Source organism: Bdellovibrio sp. HCB288, from assembly GCF_047305935.1.
Taxonomy (GTDB): domain Bacteria; phylum Bdellovibrionota; class Bdellovibrionia; order Bdellovibrionales; family Bdellovibrionaceae; genus Bdellovibrio.
This window is the reverse complement of record NZ_CP178619.1, coordinates 1,783,444-1,796,170: the sequence shown is the minus strand read 5'-3', so window position 1 is coordinate 1,796,170 and position 12,727 is coordinate 1,783,444. Positions and strand designations below refer to the sequence as shown.

The following is a 12,727-nucleotide window of genomic DNA, read 5'->3' as shown; positions in this document are numbered from 1 at the left end:
GGAGGTGTTTATGGCGAGCAAGTATATGTTAATTGCCGATGACGTGCTGGATGTAACCCCCGGTGCTAAAAAAAGGTCTGAGCTAATTCGACAATGCGGGTTGAATCTTGCAACCCAGTTAAAAGCACCCGTAAAACTTCTGTATGTTCAAAACCCTATCGATATCACTTTGAAATCCGCCGACCGCGAACGCATCAGGAAATCCCTGGATACGGCTCGCCAAAACAACCCAAAAGTTCAAGTTGTGGAAGCCTACGGAAATCCAGTCGACGAGATATTCAGGCTCGAAAACAATTCTCCTGCGCCCGGAATGATTGTTTTGGGAAGTCAGGGAAAAAAGGGACTGGAGAGATTTTTTCTGGGAAGCGTTGCCGAAGAAGTCGTCAGAAATGCCATCGTGCCAATCATGGTCATTGGACCCAAAGTAACGAAGGCACCCGCTGACAAAGGTAAAATACTGGTGGCAACCGATCTTACCAACAACAGTCGCCGCGCTGAAGCTTATGCGAAAAGACTGGCGAAAGCCCTCAAGGCCGAGGTCGTCTTACTATACTCCTCAGTGGAAACTCTGCGCATCGCCGATCAGTATGCCGCAATGTCTGGAACTAATTTTATCGATGAAGGCACCATCAACACTTTGAATTCAAAATCGTTGGAAGCCCTTAAGAAGAAGGTCAAACTTTTCAAAGTGGACGGCGTGAAATGTTCGTTCAAAATTGATGACAACAGCGCCAGCTCACAGGCAGCGATCACTGCTGAAACCGGCAAAGGTGGATATCAATATCTGGTGATGGGCACCCATGGAAGAAGCTCATTTGTTAAAGCCTTCTTGGGAAGCACAGCCCGGGATACGATCAAGAACAGCTCCATCCCGACGATCGTTATTCGTTCCAACAGTAAGTAGTTTCTGGTCTTCGAGCGCCCTAGAAAGGCGCTCGCATCAACGATAGAATTGCTGAATTTTGCTTATATGAATCCTCTGCAAACCGGATCACGCGATCCGAAAACATTTGCGAGGTAATAAAGCCGATATAGACCGGCATCGCCTGCGGTAATCTGATCTTAGTATCCTTGGTCATGACCTGACCGGGTTGCGCTACGGTGCTTTCAATTGCTTGGCGATCCCACTCCGTTCCCTTCAGCAGATACTCGGCCAGATCCAAAGGTTTTTCCAATCGCACACAACCCGAACTTAGCTGCCTGTTCGCTTGCGCAAACAGTTCCCGTTGGTTGGTGTCATGCAGATAAATGGAGTATGAATTGGTGAGATCAAACTTGACCACTCCCAAGGCATTTCCCATATGTGGCTTTTGTCGAATGTAGATGTTTGCATCCGCACCCGAATCAATCGCCCACCAGTCGATACTTGCAGGATCCAACCGCTTCGTGAACTCCCTGTTCCAAACTTCGTAGTTGTGCGAGTCAAAGTAACGGTTTATTTCCGACCGGCTTAGCTTTTTGATCTCTTCAACCTTGTCTTCAATAAAGATCGTAGGCGGTACCACCCAGAATGGATTAAGAATGACCCGTACGATACTGTCGGCCATGGTCGGAGTTTTTCTGGCAGGACGGCCACTGATAGATTTAAATGCCATGGAGTAAGGTTGCGCCCGATCCACCATCCCGAAGTACGTCATCGCCGTATTTACAAATACATATCGTTCAGGAAAAGTTTGTGGAAACCAGCGCATCTTTTCCATGTCAGCTTGCAACTGACGTGTACGATCTTTACACGACACACTTAAGAACTTCCAGGTACGGCCCCCTGGAGACAACACACCATCGGGTTTCCAATGCAGATTCCATTGAATGTCATTAATCGCCCGCACCGTTTCAGCATCAAAGGTTTCATCAAAGTTCCCAATTGGGTAGCCAAGCAGATTGAGGCGTTTTTTAATGTCGATGACAGCAGGATTTTTAGTATTGAATTTAAGGGCCTTTTTAAAAGGCTTCAACGGCGCCCAGGTCCCATCACTGCAAGATGGATAAATCTTTGCCATTGCGGCCTTCAATGAATTGTACGGCGGACTTTGTGGCGCCAGACTGTCCATCACAAGATTTGGCTTATTACCGCTCGCATTCACAAGCATCTGCAGGTATTTGACAGAAATGAAATTCTTTTTGGAAAGCTTAATATCAGGTCCCAGCTGCTCTGGGTTGACACTTCCCACTGAAACATCCTTCAAGAGTCTCAAGTAATATTCGTCGGCTTTTGCTTTCAGGCCCGGCGCAGTTGCTCCGCCTGATTGATATGCTTTTTCCATATCAGAACGCCAATAATATGCCGGATTCACGCCATGAATCCAGGACTGCAAAACTGTGTTTCGGATGTCGTCCACACTCATGTTCTCGAACAAGGCTATATAGTCAGCTGCGGGAAAGTACTCGCGCTGGCCATTCGGACCTGAAGTGTATTGGGCACCGACGGGTTCTGCATCAAAGAGGCACACAACGGCAAATGAACCAAGAAAGACTCTCCAGGGTATTTTCATAGCTAGATTCTCCTTGCTCTCCCTCCATACTCATACCGCAATGGCTTGAATGTTAGAGTCAGCAAGGCCGTCGGCCAGAAAATTTCGAAATCAAAACGAATGGACTGCATTCCTACAAATAAAAAAGGGAGTCTTACGACTCCCTTTTGAGACCAAAGTTTTTTATACCTACTCCGACGTGAGTCGGAGTGATTGCTACCTTTGGTTAGCAGGTTTCCAAGTCAAACCTTCTTTACCAGCCCATTTACCACGAGGACGGTAGATACGGTTGTTCGCGTATTGCTCGAATGCATGTGCACACCAGCCAGAGATACGAGAAGCTGCGAAGATCGGAGTGAACAAATCAGTTGGGATACCCATTGAGAAGTACACAGTCGCAGAATAGAAATCCACGTTCGGCATCAAACCTTTTTCTTTGTACATAGTATCATCGATCAAAGTCGACATTTGGTACATAGTTTCCATGCCAGCCGCTTTAGTTAATTTTTCAGACATAGCGCGAAGGATACGAGCACGAGGGTCGCCATTTTTGTAAACGCGGTGACCGATACCCATAACTTTTTCTTTCGCTTGAAGAGCGTCTTTCACGAATTGTTGAGCTTTATCCATTGTGCCGATTTTTTGAAGCATAAGGATAACTTGTTCATTCGCACCACCGTGCAAAGGACCTTTAAGAGCGCCGATTGCAGAAACGATTGCAGAGTGAAGATCAGAAAGAGAAGAAGCTGTTACGCGCGTTGCGAATGCAGAGCAGTTCAATTCATGGTCAGCGTGAAGGATCAAGCAAGTGTCCATTACTTTCACGTGTTCAGCATTAGGCTCTTTACCGCCAGTAAGCATGTACATCATGTTCCAAGCCATAGACTTGTCTGTTTTTGGAGCTACAGGCTCTTTGCCTTTGCGGATTGCATCGAACGCGCAAAGAAGAGTTCCCATTTTCGCCGTCAAACGAACAGATTTGCGAAGGTTTGCTTCAGCAGACATGTCGTTAGCATCTTTATCGTAGTGAGCCATCAAAGAAACAGCCGTACGCAACCAACCCATTGGGTGAACGTCAGTTGGGATGCCTTTTAGAACTTTGATAAAGTCCGGAGACAACGCCATTTCAGCGTGAAGCTCTTTAGAGAATTTTTCCAATTCAGAAGCATTTGGAAGTTTGTCGTTCCAAAGAAGGTAAGTCACTTCTTCGAATGTCGAGTTCGCAGCCAAATCGTCGATTGTGTAACCGCGGAAATTAAGATTATCGCCAACGATAAAAGATACTTTCGTTGTACATGCTACTACGCCTTCTAAGCCTTTATCCAAGGCGCCTTCGTAGATATTTACTTCTGCCATTGTGGGGTTCCTTTCCAGTGGAATTAGATAAAATAAGTCATATAAAAACAGCTAGTTCTTGGCAAGCTTGATCACTCGATCCTTCACTTCAGTGACGATCAGAGTCTGATCACGAACGGGGTCTTCTTTGCCGGTGTACTGTTGATTCAAATACAGAATCTCGTTACGCAGCTCGTGAACACCCTGACGAGGTGCCTTGGATATGGCATCCATCAGATTGTGCCCGCCCCAGCCAACCCCCAATGAGTTTTGAGAGTTTTTAAGTCCTTCAGTAGCCAGTATCAGTCTATCACGGGGATTCAATTGCACCGTGCGACTTTGAGGCTCCGTGTTAAAATCCTTACCAAGGCTTGGTCCTGTCGCCATGAGCTCAGAAAGACCTTCCTTGCCGTAGATCTGGTGAAATCCATCGATGTCACCTACTGAACAATACTGAAATTCATAACTGCGTCGATCGACGATTCCGTAAAAAATGTTCGCGCGATCTTCATTCGTAATATTTGGAACAACGTCTTTAGCCAATATACCCACTACTTTGTGGGCTTCAAGGCCGCGACGCGCTTCCATCTGAGATGAAATTTTAATGATAACCGAAAGGAGCATCGACGAGAGCGAGTAGCCCGTCGCGCTAGAAATCAGAATCCCAAATTTGAGTTTGTCTTCATGTTCGAAGATATCAAAGTAGTCACCACCGGAACGAGTTCCTGGCAAAAACTTGGTGCTGAATTCAAAACCTTGTACGTTGGGAAGCTCAGTGGGGGAAAGTTTTTTTTGCAGAGTCTGAGCCATCTTCAGTTCCTGGCTCATTTGCATGATCATTTTCTCTAAAGCTTGATTGGCTTTGCCCAGTTCCAGGCGATAACGATGAACCTCGGCTTCTTTGACAGCGAGTTCATGTTCTAAATCTGAGATGCGTTCTTTAAGAGCGTTTGGATCATTCGACATAGCGCTCTTATTTTAGATTTGTTTTCAGGCCGAGTCAGGCAGTGATTCCTGACTCGGTCCTTGGTCGGGTCGAGATATGACTATTCGTTGAAGTTCAGGATCGCTTCTGCCAACTGAGTATCAGAGCTCTTATCTGTTGGAACCGCTGCACGCAATTCCTCAAGAGCTTTTACCAGTTTGGCACCTTTTGTTCCGTCGACAAGGAACAAAGCCGCATCGTCTTTCGCGCTGTTAATCAACTGTTTGTAGTGGCAGCCTGGACCTGTTGAGCAGATACTCGCCAAAGATAAAAACATGGCACCCGTCGCGGCACTCATCGCCGACATAGCCTCGTCGTTATTTGAACGACCGTGATGACCACCACCGTGGTGTCCACCACCTGGGTAGTAAACCGGGCCTGGCGCTGGAGGAGGTACAGGACCTGGATAGTATTGAGCCATCGCAGATACACCAGTAAGTAAAATGATTGTTGTTAGAACCGCTTTTTTCATAGGGTCACCCTTTCCTACTTCTCGCGAAGCAGCGTCTGTAGCAATTTAATATTTTCGTTACTTGTTTCGACTTCTTTCAGAAGCATAGGATCCGTCAACTGATCAGCTATCCTCTGAGTTTCTTTGGAAATCTCCACCGCGTCGTTGGCTTTTTGTTCCACTAAAGCCGATGCCTGGGACATTTCTTTGGAATCCGGCAAACCATAGCCGGAACCTTTTGGTAAGAAGGAAGATGGTTTCGCAAACAACTGGGAAAGCTCAAGGTAGTTGTCCGCAGCTTTTACTCCGGTACTATTTGAGCTTCCACTCTGCTTCTGGGATTCTGAAATGACCTGAGTCAGTTCCTGCATAATCACGTTCTGCAATTGTCTTTGTGCCGCAAGTTCCAACACGAACAATGAAGCCGTTATTTTCTTATAATTGGCTTGGGATTTATTGATACCTTTAATGATCCCATTACGATAAACCGCCGTTGATTCAACCCACTGCTTAAAATCCTTGGCACCGGTCATGCCGGCTTCGTGAATGATCTCGAAAGTCTTATTATAGCGCTCCTCATAGGAATCAAAATAGTAACCCAATTCCAGCGCAGACTTCATATCGAAGAACACGCGTTCATTTCCAATCCCTTGCTTCAAAAGGACATCATATAATCCTTTTGGTGTCTTAATTTCAGTATTCATGATTGCCGGTGACAACAGAACGGACTGCAACAGATCCATAGTTTCCGTCGCACAGTTATTCGTAATAAACTTATACTTGCCGTTGTAGCCCCAGTGAATTTCAACCGAACGTTCAATCAGATTTTTAATCTGTGCCCGTGTCAGCGCCAGAGGCAAGCTGCGCAAAGCACGGAATTGAGTTTTCGCATACTCATCAATAACCTGATTCAATGGAAGAATGAACAAACGCGAAGGGTAGTCTCCAACCAATCCCGCCCAAGCATTCAACTGTAAGGAGTCGACAAACGCGCGATAGCTTAAAACAAGGTGATACTCAATATCGCGGAGGCAATCCGGCCCCACGATTTTGCGCTGTGGAGAGCAAGTCACCAAACGCACCATCGCATGCCCCCATCCAGCGGACAGGTCACTGCCTTTTTCTGCAAACAGATAATGAACTTGATAAACACGGTTTGGATCAATTGAAAGAACTTGCGCCAATTTATAGGAGCTATTTGGAATCACATAGCCCAGCTCCCTTTCACAAGTCACATCCATAAACGGAACGTGCTGAAAGTGATTGGATAGTATCTTGTACATACCCGGACGACGGCATTTAAACTGCGGATCCATCAGGAAATATTCCATATTCACCGCAAGATACTCTTTGGGATTTTGCAGTTCATAAAGATCCGGAGTTCGTTGATTCAGACCGTTGTCTGCCTGCCCAGCCCAACCTGCCACTTGCAGAAAGTAAGGATTCTTAGAGAACGACGTGGTCATGTTTTCATAGTATTTGCAGGCATAGGGACGAGCACCATCACGTATACGTTCTTCTTTGGTCTTGGGAAATTTGGTATCACAGCGTCTGATCATTTCTTTTTCAGAATCACTATGAACATTGGCGAAGTCATACAAGTGAGTGGTTTCATGCAATACTGTCGCAAGAATTTCGGCGTACATGTTTTGATGCTTGCGATCAGTCTTTTTGGAATTAAGGGGGCCCTTGACGATTTCAGCCAGAGTGCTGTTATCCAGAGTCAGGTCTCTGCGATTGTAGCTCGCAGCACCCAAAGCAGATTGCAATCCAAAGGAAGGAAGCTTGGCAAAACGAATTTCAACAGTACTTAATGCCGATTTCAAAGTTTCAGGAAGCTTTTGTTCAGCTTGCTTCAATAACGCCTGAACAGCGACCTTTTGTGATGAAGAAAGTGGAGTCACCAACTGGTATTCAAAAGCCTGGGCCGAAACCACAGAAAACAGTGGAAGGGAAAAGGCCAGTAAATGTATGAAGTTTGGTTTTTTCATCATTCCCAGGAACCTTCAAACTCCCTGCCACAGAAAGGCTTTCTCAAATAGAACCAATCGGTTATAAGCCTTTGGGGATGCTTTAAAGATGAACAGGTGCCGGTTTTTGGCAGCTATTTTAGCTTCAAAATCTCTTCAGCAATTTGCAGATCAGTTGCAGAGGTTCTATTGACATGGCGAACAGCTTCAAGAGCCGCTTGCAAGCTAGGCCCGCGTACTTGGCCCTCTGATGCAATAAACATTGCTGCATCATCCTGAGCACCCATCAATATGCGTTTGTAGTCTTCGTTCGCTTGATTAGCCTGAGTGATTTTAACGGATGTAGTGATCTCAATTGCCATCGCATTCATTGACAGAGCCGTGACTAGAACAAATAAAACCGTTTTCATTTTGCATCCTTCCCATATTAGCTTGAGCAGTATTCAGCTGATCCGTTGTTCTATTTGCAACAGACGGACCACCCGGGAATTTCGCTGAACTCGATCCGGGCTGCTCAAAGTATCGACAGCAGCCCAAAATTGGAAACAAAAATCTGATTATTGCGCACTTGAAACCAGCAAAGCCTCAAGCTGCGCAAGTTGCTTTTCTTCTTCTTTCAGACGTTCTTGTATAGGGGCCGGTACCTGCCCCTCTTGAAGCGTACCCAAACCTTGAAGGTGGTAACGAACTTCACTCAGGCGTTTATGGATTTTGTTTTTTGCCCAAACATATACTCCAACGGAAGCATACTCTTCAGTAAACCAAACCTTGGAAATGTATTTTGCATCCTGCAATTCGTCCACTTTGGAGCTCCCACCAAAGTGCCCCCATACCATTTGTGCGACAAACTGCACACCCAGGATGATCAGGAATAGAATCACCAGTTGTAGACTTTTTTCCTGATAAGCCGTCATCTCTGCCGTGTATCCCATATTCATGGTCACACGCACTTCACCGGCCAGCAAAAGCCCCATGATAACACCTGCAATGGACGCCAATGAAAACTGCATCCCCACACGACGGCAATCCTGATTCAAAGCTCGTGAATGCCACCAGAAAAGAAGCATGCGACCGATACGTTCACCGGCAATCAATGCAATAGCCCCATTGATAGAAATCACATTCACAAAAACCAACGACAAAGCCAACACCAGAGACCAGAACTCCACACGCACAACCAAACTGATCACGATTGCTGCCAACATAATGGAGGCAACGGCCGGGAAACGCCCATCAGCCAGGAAAAAGGCGAAATCACTTTGCCCCAAAGCCATAATCAGGACGTTGGAGTTTTTTAGCATCAACTCCCCGCCAATCAAAAAGATGCCCGCGCCCAGAATCCATTTCAGAATAGTGCGAACATTGGGAGTCATCACCACGGAAACAAGTCCCAAAAAGCAAAGCCCCAACAAGAACGAGCCATTAAAGTTTAGGAAAAGCATCCCCAACAATGCCACCCACCATGCACCCAGTGTGGACAGACACATCACCAAAGCACTGGAGCGCAATCCTCCAATACGCAGATTGTACATCGCCAATCCTGCATACAGTGACTTTTGCGGGGACACGTCCAGCAGGACCACATCAAGGCAGTACTGAAACATCTTGATCATCTTGGGTTGATCCAGATTCTTATCCAAAAAAGATTTTTGAAAGTTCTGAAAAAGCTGAGCCGCATTTTTCTGCGACATCGTCAGACCGAACATCATCAGGACAAAACTACCCAACCACATAAGAATCATAACGAACCACCTTTCCCTCAAAGGAGTGAATCACTCCTGGCAGCAACTGCTCGGCATGGATCGGTCTTTTCACCACCACACGGCGCACAGGCCACTTCAATGCTTCCTTCAAAACTTCCGCAGCGTCGTCATCGTGCCCCACCAAATCGCGGAATACGACCATCTCTTGTTTGGGTAATGAGGACTTCTTTTTATGCGGATACATCGGATCAAAATAAATGGAATCGATTTCAATATTGCCTTTTTGTTCGCGCAAAAATTCCAGACTGTTGGCAAAATGAAGCTGATAGGATTTCAAATATTCCTTTTGAGTACTTTCGAAAGCTTCGCTCAATAATGCATACAACACGGGCGAGCGCTCGACTCCCGTCACTTGAAATCCCAGTTGAGTCAAAAACACACTGTCGATCCCCATCCCCACAGAAAGATCCAAAACCTTCTTGCAGCCCTTGGCTGCGCCCAGTGCTTTGGCGATAATCTCCTGCTTGCCGCGATGACCTTTGCGTTCGTAATCCAGATGATTTTCGTCGAAATTGATCTCCAGCTTTCGCTTGTCCTGATCGCGCACGTACACGCGATCGCCTTCAACGTTGAAGCGGAAATAGTAAGGATCCAATGAGGGAGGATTTAACGGACAGCCAAGGAATTTCGCCCAATGCTGTCCTTTTGCAAGACCGGATTCATCTGCAACGACGCAGATGTTTTTTATCTGGTCAGAAACAGATACCAAAGACATTCAAACACCCACAGTCCAATAGTGAATAAGAACAATGTGAAACCGTATTTGAAGACCTGGCGAACATCGCCGCCCACCGGACTGGAAAGTGCCTTTAGCTTGGCAATGAAACTAAAGGACAACAGCACCAGGGCTACGCTGACGTAAACTCCCCAATACTTTCCGGCATAAACCGCATGATAGAACAAATTAATAACCAGGTAGACAAACCACCAAATGGCAATCAAACGGCGCGAGCGATCAAAGCCCAGCCAATTGACGGTGTTACGGAAGCCCGCTTGGGAGCTTGGCAAAATATTGATGAAATTGCGCAAGTGAACCACAAACAAAACTGCCCAACCCCAGACAACGCCAATCCACAGGGATTCAATATCGTAGGGTGCTCCCATCGACAGTTGATAGGACACGGTCAAAAGTGGTCCGAACAACAGGAACAGACAGATCTCACCACCAATTTGGTATTTGAAGGAAACACGTTTTTGAAACTGTGCCCACAATCCAATTATCGCAGCAGCCACCACCAGGTAGGCGACATCGGTGTAAGTCACCATAACCGGCACTGAGCATGCAAAAGCCAACAGCAGGAAGACTGTGGAAAGAGTTTTAATGTGTGCTGCTGTCGTCCAGCCATTTTGAATGGCCCGGCTGCCACTGCGCTCTAAGATCCGATCCACCCCGCGAATATGGTCGGTGTAGTCGTTGCGCAGATTCACGGAAATAAATGCGAAAATCAAACCCACTGTCGCGATCACAGTTGAAATCGGATCACGCAATGTTTGATCAGCAATATTTTTTGTCAAAAGCAGAAACAAAGGAACCAGGATGAACAGAAAACTTCTGATCTTGATGGTTTGCAGAATTCGCACCAGACGTGGAGGAAACTCCAGGGAGCTGACCGGTACGATTTTAAACGTCACCGTCTCCGAAGCAGAGTTCACATTCAAAGTCTGTACAGGCAAGGCGCGTTTTTCTTTCGAAAACGTGCCCAGCAAATACGATTCAAACTGTGGGGAACTCTTGCTTAGAGTAACGAACTCATTCACGAAGAAGGCTTCCTTCTCCAGTAAAGAATTTCTGTCAGTGGACGAAGCTGATCGATCAGTTTTTCCTCACCAGGCTTCAAATGTTTTTTCAAACGCTCAAGGTGATGGTCGTACATGGCGATCAGGGATTTGTTCATTTCATCAAAGGCCTGCACCTTTTGATCAAAGACGTCTTTGCCACCGATACTTGCGTAGTACTGTTCCAGGTTTTTGGATTTTACGATCTGATCAATTTCCTGACGGGAGCGACCGGAAGTGATGTAAGCACCAAATGAGTTCAGATAACCTGATTTCAAATCACCCAGGATCGCCTTGCCCTCTTCGTTACGGATGTCATAGTCCAAAAGATCATCGGAGCGCTGGAACAATTGTCCCAATAGCGTGCCCATCTCTTCCAGGATCTGATGAAGTTCAGAATCGTAGCGCTCCTGTGCAATGAATGGTGCACGAATACACCATTTGAACAAAGAAGCTGTTTTAAGATTATGAATGCGATCCAACTGTTCAAGAGTGACGAAGTAATCACCCACGACTGAATCCTGCAACCACTCCCCTTCTAAAAGGTCCGAGATGATTTCAGCTGTGTATTGAACCAGTTTGATATTGCCGTGACCGGAAAGGTTCACCATCACACGCGCCAGCAAGTAATCACCGGCAAGAACTGCGTATTCAGGTGTGTACTTCATCCATGCCGTGGTTTTTCCGCGGCGAAGATGGGAGCGATCAATCAAATCATCATGCAACAAAGATGCGTTGTGGATGAACTCGATCGTTTGCGCCAGCAGATGCTCGGACTTTCCATCCAGAGAAATGCTTGAAGCCATCATACGAATCAATTTCGCGCGGAAGCCTTTGCCTCCAGAAAAGAGATCATCATAAAGCTTATTCAGCTTTGGTAAGTAGGCAGGGAAATCCCTGGAATCATAGACTTTCAGATCAATGACATTGCGCGACAATTGAGACTCCTAATGAGGCCCCAAAATGCTGATATTCGCGCTTGCTGTCAAGGGCAGAACAGTCTTAAAGTTCCAATCATTATGAATAAAACCTTCCGAACGAAAAAGACCCTGACTTTCAGGGAAGCGGACCCCGCTAAAATCATGTTTTTTGGGAATATTTACGGGATTGCCCACGACACCTTTGAGCAGTTCATCGTGGATGCCGGCTATACCTGGAAAGAGTATTTCAACGGTCCCGACTATGCGATTCCTCTTCGTCACTCTGAAGCCAATTATCTGGCTCCCTTTTTCCCGGGTGAGACTTATGAAATCGCCGTCAATGTGGCAAGTTTCGGTGAAACTTCGTTCAAGATGAAGTATGTGTTCACTCAAGGTTCCAAAACTCACGCCGTGGTTACAATGGTTCATTCGGTTTTGGATATGAAGACCAAACAAAAAGCAGCGATTCCGGCACTTATGAAATCGCGCTTGGAACCTTATTTGGAGCAAAACTAATGGAAGAGTTTCAATTTACAGGCAAAGAATGGTGGCGAGAGGGCGTGCGTTTTGAATGCACGGGTTCCGGCAAATGCTGCACTTCCCACGGCGAGTATGGCTTCGTTTATCTAAACCTTGAAGACCGTCAGCGTTTTGCAAAACATTTGAAAATCAGTACTTCCGCTTTCACGCGCCGCTACTGCGAAAAAACTGGCGGCATCTGGCATTTGAAAGAAGACCCTAAAAATACCGACTGCATGTTCTTAAAAGGCAAGGGCTGCGGAGTGTATGAAGCACGCCCCACTCAGTGTCGTACTTGGCCATTTTGGCCGGAAGTCATGAATGCCAAATCATGGGCGAAAGACGTTAAAGCCTTCTGCCCTGGAGTGGGTCGCGGCAAACTGGTTCCTGCTGAAAGCATCGAGCGCCAATTGCGCGAGCAAATCGAAAGCGAAAAGGGTTGGGGCAAATAACCAGCCAATTCGATACGCCGTCGAAGATTGAATCAAAGCCCCGTCTCACCCTGAGACGGTAATCTTACAATCTGAAAGTTTCTCA

13 protein-coding genes are annotated in these 12,727 nt (G+C 46.4%); 3 read left to right on the top strand and 10 right to left on the bottom strand.

Annotated features, from left to right (window positions below; translation table 11 throughout):
• The first annotated feature begins 10 nt into the window (after nucleotides 1-10).
• Nucleotides 11-904 carry a universal stress protein gene (locus ACLVWR_RS08775; RefSeq protein ID WP_413583437.1) on the top strand — a complete coding sequence of 298 codons (894 nt, stop codon included), beginning with the start codon at nucleotides 11-13 and terminating at the stop codon, nucleotides 902-904.
• A gap of 19 nt (nucleotides 905-923) precedes the next feature.
• Here the strand turns inward: ACLVWR_RS08775 and ACLVWR_RS08770 are convergent, their stop codons facing one another.
• The 10 genes from ACLVWR_RS08770 to ACLVWR_RS08725 all read right to left on the bottom strand — a co-directional run bounded on the left by ACLVWR_RS08770 (nucleotide 924) and on the right by ACLVWR_RS08725 (nucleotide 11,689).
• Entirely contained in the window at nucleotides 924-2,492 is a 1,569-nt protein-coding gene (locus tag ACLVWR_RS08770; protein WP_340598645.1) for a L,D-transpeptidase family protein, read from the bottom strand.
• A gap of 195 nt (nucleotides 2,493-2,687) precedes the next feature.
• On the bottom strand, nucleotides 2,688-3,827 hold the full coding sequence (locus ACLVWR_RS08765; protein WP_413583435.1) for a citrate synthase: 1,140 nt from the start codon (nucleotides 3,825-3,827) through the stop codon (nucleotides 2,688-2,690).
• A gap of 51 nt (nucleotides 3,828-3,878) precedes the next feature.
• A complete protein-coding gene (locus ACLVWR_RS08760) occupies nucleotides 3,879-4,772 on the bottom strand; it encodes a PP2C family protein-serine/threonine phosphatase (protein WP_340598643.1) in 894 nt (297 codons plus the stop codon).
• Nucleotides 4,773-4,852: 80 nt separating this feature from the next.
• Nucleotides 4,853-5,263, bottom strand: coding sequence for a DUF2388 domain-containing protein (locus ACLVWR_RS08755; protein WP_413583433.1), 411 nt, complete (start codon nucleotides 5,261-5,263; stop codon nucleotides 4,853-4,855).
• 14 nt (nucleotides 5,264-5,277) lie between these two features.
• Nucleotides 5,278-7,236: a DUF4105 domain-containing protein gene (locus ACLVWR_RS08750; RefSeq protein WP_413583432.1), complete on the bottom strand. Its 1,959-nt coding sequence runs from the start codon at nucleotides 7,234-7,236 to the stop codon at nucleotides 5,278-5,280.
• Nucleotides 7,237-7,346: 110 nt separating this feature from the next.
• The gene (locus ACLVWR_RS08745) at nucleotides 7,347-7,622 is read right to left on the bottom strand and encodes a DUF2388 domain-containing protein (protein ID WP_413583431.1); all 276 of its coding nucleotides are present in this window, start codon (nucleotides 7,620-7,622) and stop codon (nucleotides 7,347-7,349) included.
• Nucleotides 7,623-7,769: 147 nt separating this feature from the next.
• The gene (locus ACLVWR_RS08740) at nucleotides 7,770-8,954 is read right to left on the bottom strand and encodes a hypothetical protein (RefSeq protein WP_413583430.1); all 1,185 of its coding nucleotides are present in this window, start codon (nucleotides 8,952-8,954) and stop codon (nucleotides 7,770-7,772) included.
• A complete protein-coding gene (locus ACLVWR_RS08735) occupies nucleotides 8,932-9,690 on the bottom strand; it encodes a class I SAM-dependent methyltransferase (RefSeq protein WP_413583428.1) in 759 nt (252 codons plus the stop codon). Before ACLVWR_RS08735 ends, ACLVWR_RS08740 begins: the two co-directional genes overlap by 23 nt.
• Nucleotides 9,660-10,733 (bottom strand): prenyltransferase, encoded by a 1,074-nt coding sequence (locus tag ACLVWR_RS08730; protein WP_413583427.1) that lies wholly within the window; start codon nucleotides 10,731-10,733, stop codon nucleotides 9,660-9,662. Before ACLVWR_RS08730 ends, ACLVWR_RS08735 begins: the two co-directional genes overlap by 31 nt.
• On the bottom strand, nucleotides 10,730-11,689 hold the full coding sequence (locus ACLVWR_RS08725) for a polyprenyl synthetase family protein (RefSeq protein ID WP_413583425.1): 960 nt from the start codon (nucleotides 11,687-11,689) through the stop codon (nucleotides 10,730-10,732). Before ACLVWR_RS08725 ends, ACLVWR_RS08730 begins: the two co-directional genes overlap by 4 nt.
• A 12-nt stretch (nucleotides 11,690-11,701) precedes the next feature.
• Between ACLVWR_RS08725 and ACLVWR_RS08720 the strand changes: the two genes are divergently transcribed.
• Together ACLVWR_RS08720 and ACLVWR_RS08715 are read left to right on the top strand one after the other, a co-directional pair.
• Complete coding sequence (locus ACLVWR_RS08720; protein WP_413583424.1) at nucleotides 11,702-12,187, top strand: acyl-CoA thioesterase; 486 nt, start codon at nucleotides 11,702-11,704, stop codon at nucleotides 12,185-12,187.
• Nucleotides 12,187-12,642, top strand: a complete 456-nt coding sequence (locus ACLVWR_RS08715) for a YkgJ family cysteine cluster protein (RefSeq protein WP_413583422.1) — start codon at nucleotides 12,187-12,189, stop codon at nucleotides 12,640-12,642. Before ACLVWR_RS08720 ends, ACLVWR_RS08715 begins: the two co-directional genes overlap by 1 nt.
• Nucleotides 12,643-12,727 lie beyond the last annotated feature (85 nt).

Excerpts from the sequence above, each read along its gene's own strand:
- ACLVWR_RS08775 (WP_413583437.1), top strand. The coding sequence starts at position 11 with ATGGCGAGCAAGTATATGTTAATTGCCGATGACGTGCTGGATGTAACC.
- ACLVWR_RS08770 (WP_340598645.1), bottom strand. The coding sequence starts at position 2,492 with ATGAAAATACCCTGGAGAGTCTTTCTTGGTTCATTTGCCGTTGTGTGC.
- ACLVWR_RS08765 (WP_413583435.1), bottom strand. The coding sequence starts at position 3,827 with ATGGCAGAAGTAAATATCTACGAAGGCGCCTTGGATAAAGGCTTAGAA.
- ACLVWR_RS08760 (WP_340598643.1), bottom strand. The coding sequence starts at position 4,772 with ATGTCGAATGATCCAAACGCTCTTAAAGAACGCATCTCAGATTTAGAA.
- ACLVWR_RS08755 (WP_413583433.1), bottom strand. The coding sequence starts at position 5,263 with ATGAAAAAAGCGGTTCTAACAACAATCATTTTACTTACTGGTGTATCT.
- ACLVWR_RS08750 (WP_413583432.1), bottom strand. The coding sequence starts at position 7,236 with ATGATGAAAAAACCAAACTTCATACATTTACTGGCCTTTTCCCTTCCA.
- ACLVWR_RS08745 (WP_413583431.1), bottom strand. The coding sequence starts at position 7,622 with ATGAAAACGGTTTTATTTGTTCTAGTCACGGCTCTGTCAATGAATGCG.
- ACLVWR_RS08740 (WP_413583430.1), bottom strand. The coding sequence starts at position 8,954 with ATGATTCTTATGTGGTTGGGTAGTTTTGTCCTGATGATGTTCGGTCTG.
- ACLVWR_RS08735 (WP_413583428.1), bottom strand. The coding sequence starts at position 9,690 with ATGTCTTTGGTATCTGTTTCTGACCAGATAAAAAACATCTGCGTCGTT.
- ACLVWR_RS08720 (WP_413583424.1), top strand. The coding sequence starts at position 11,702 with ATGAGGCCCCAAAATGCTGATATTCGCGCTTGCTGTCAAGGGCAGAAC.
- ACLVWR_RS08715 (WP_413583422.1), top strand. The coding sequence starts at position 12,187 with ATGGAAGAGTTTCAATTTACAGGCAAAGAATGGTGGCGAGAGGGCGTG.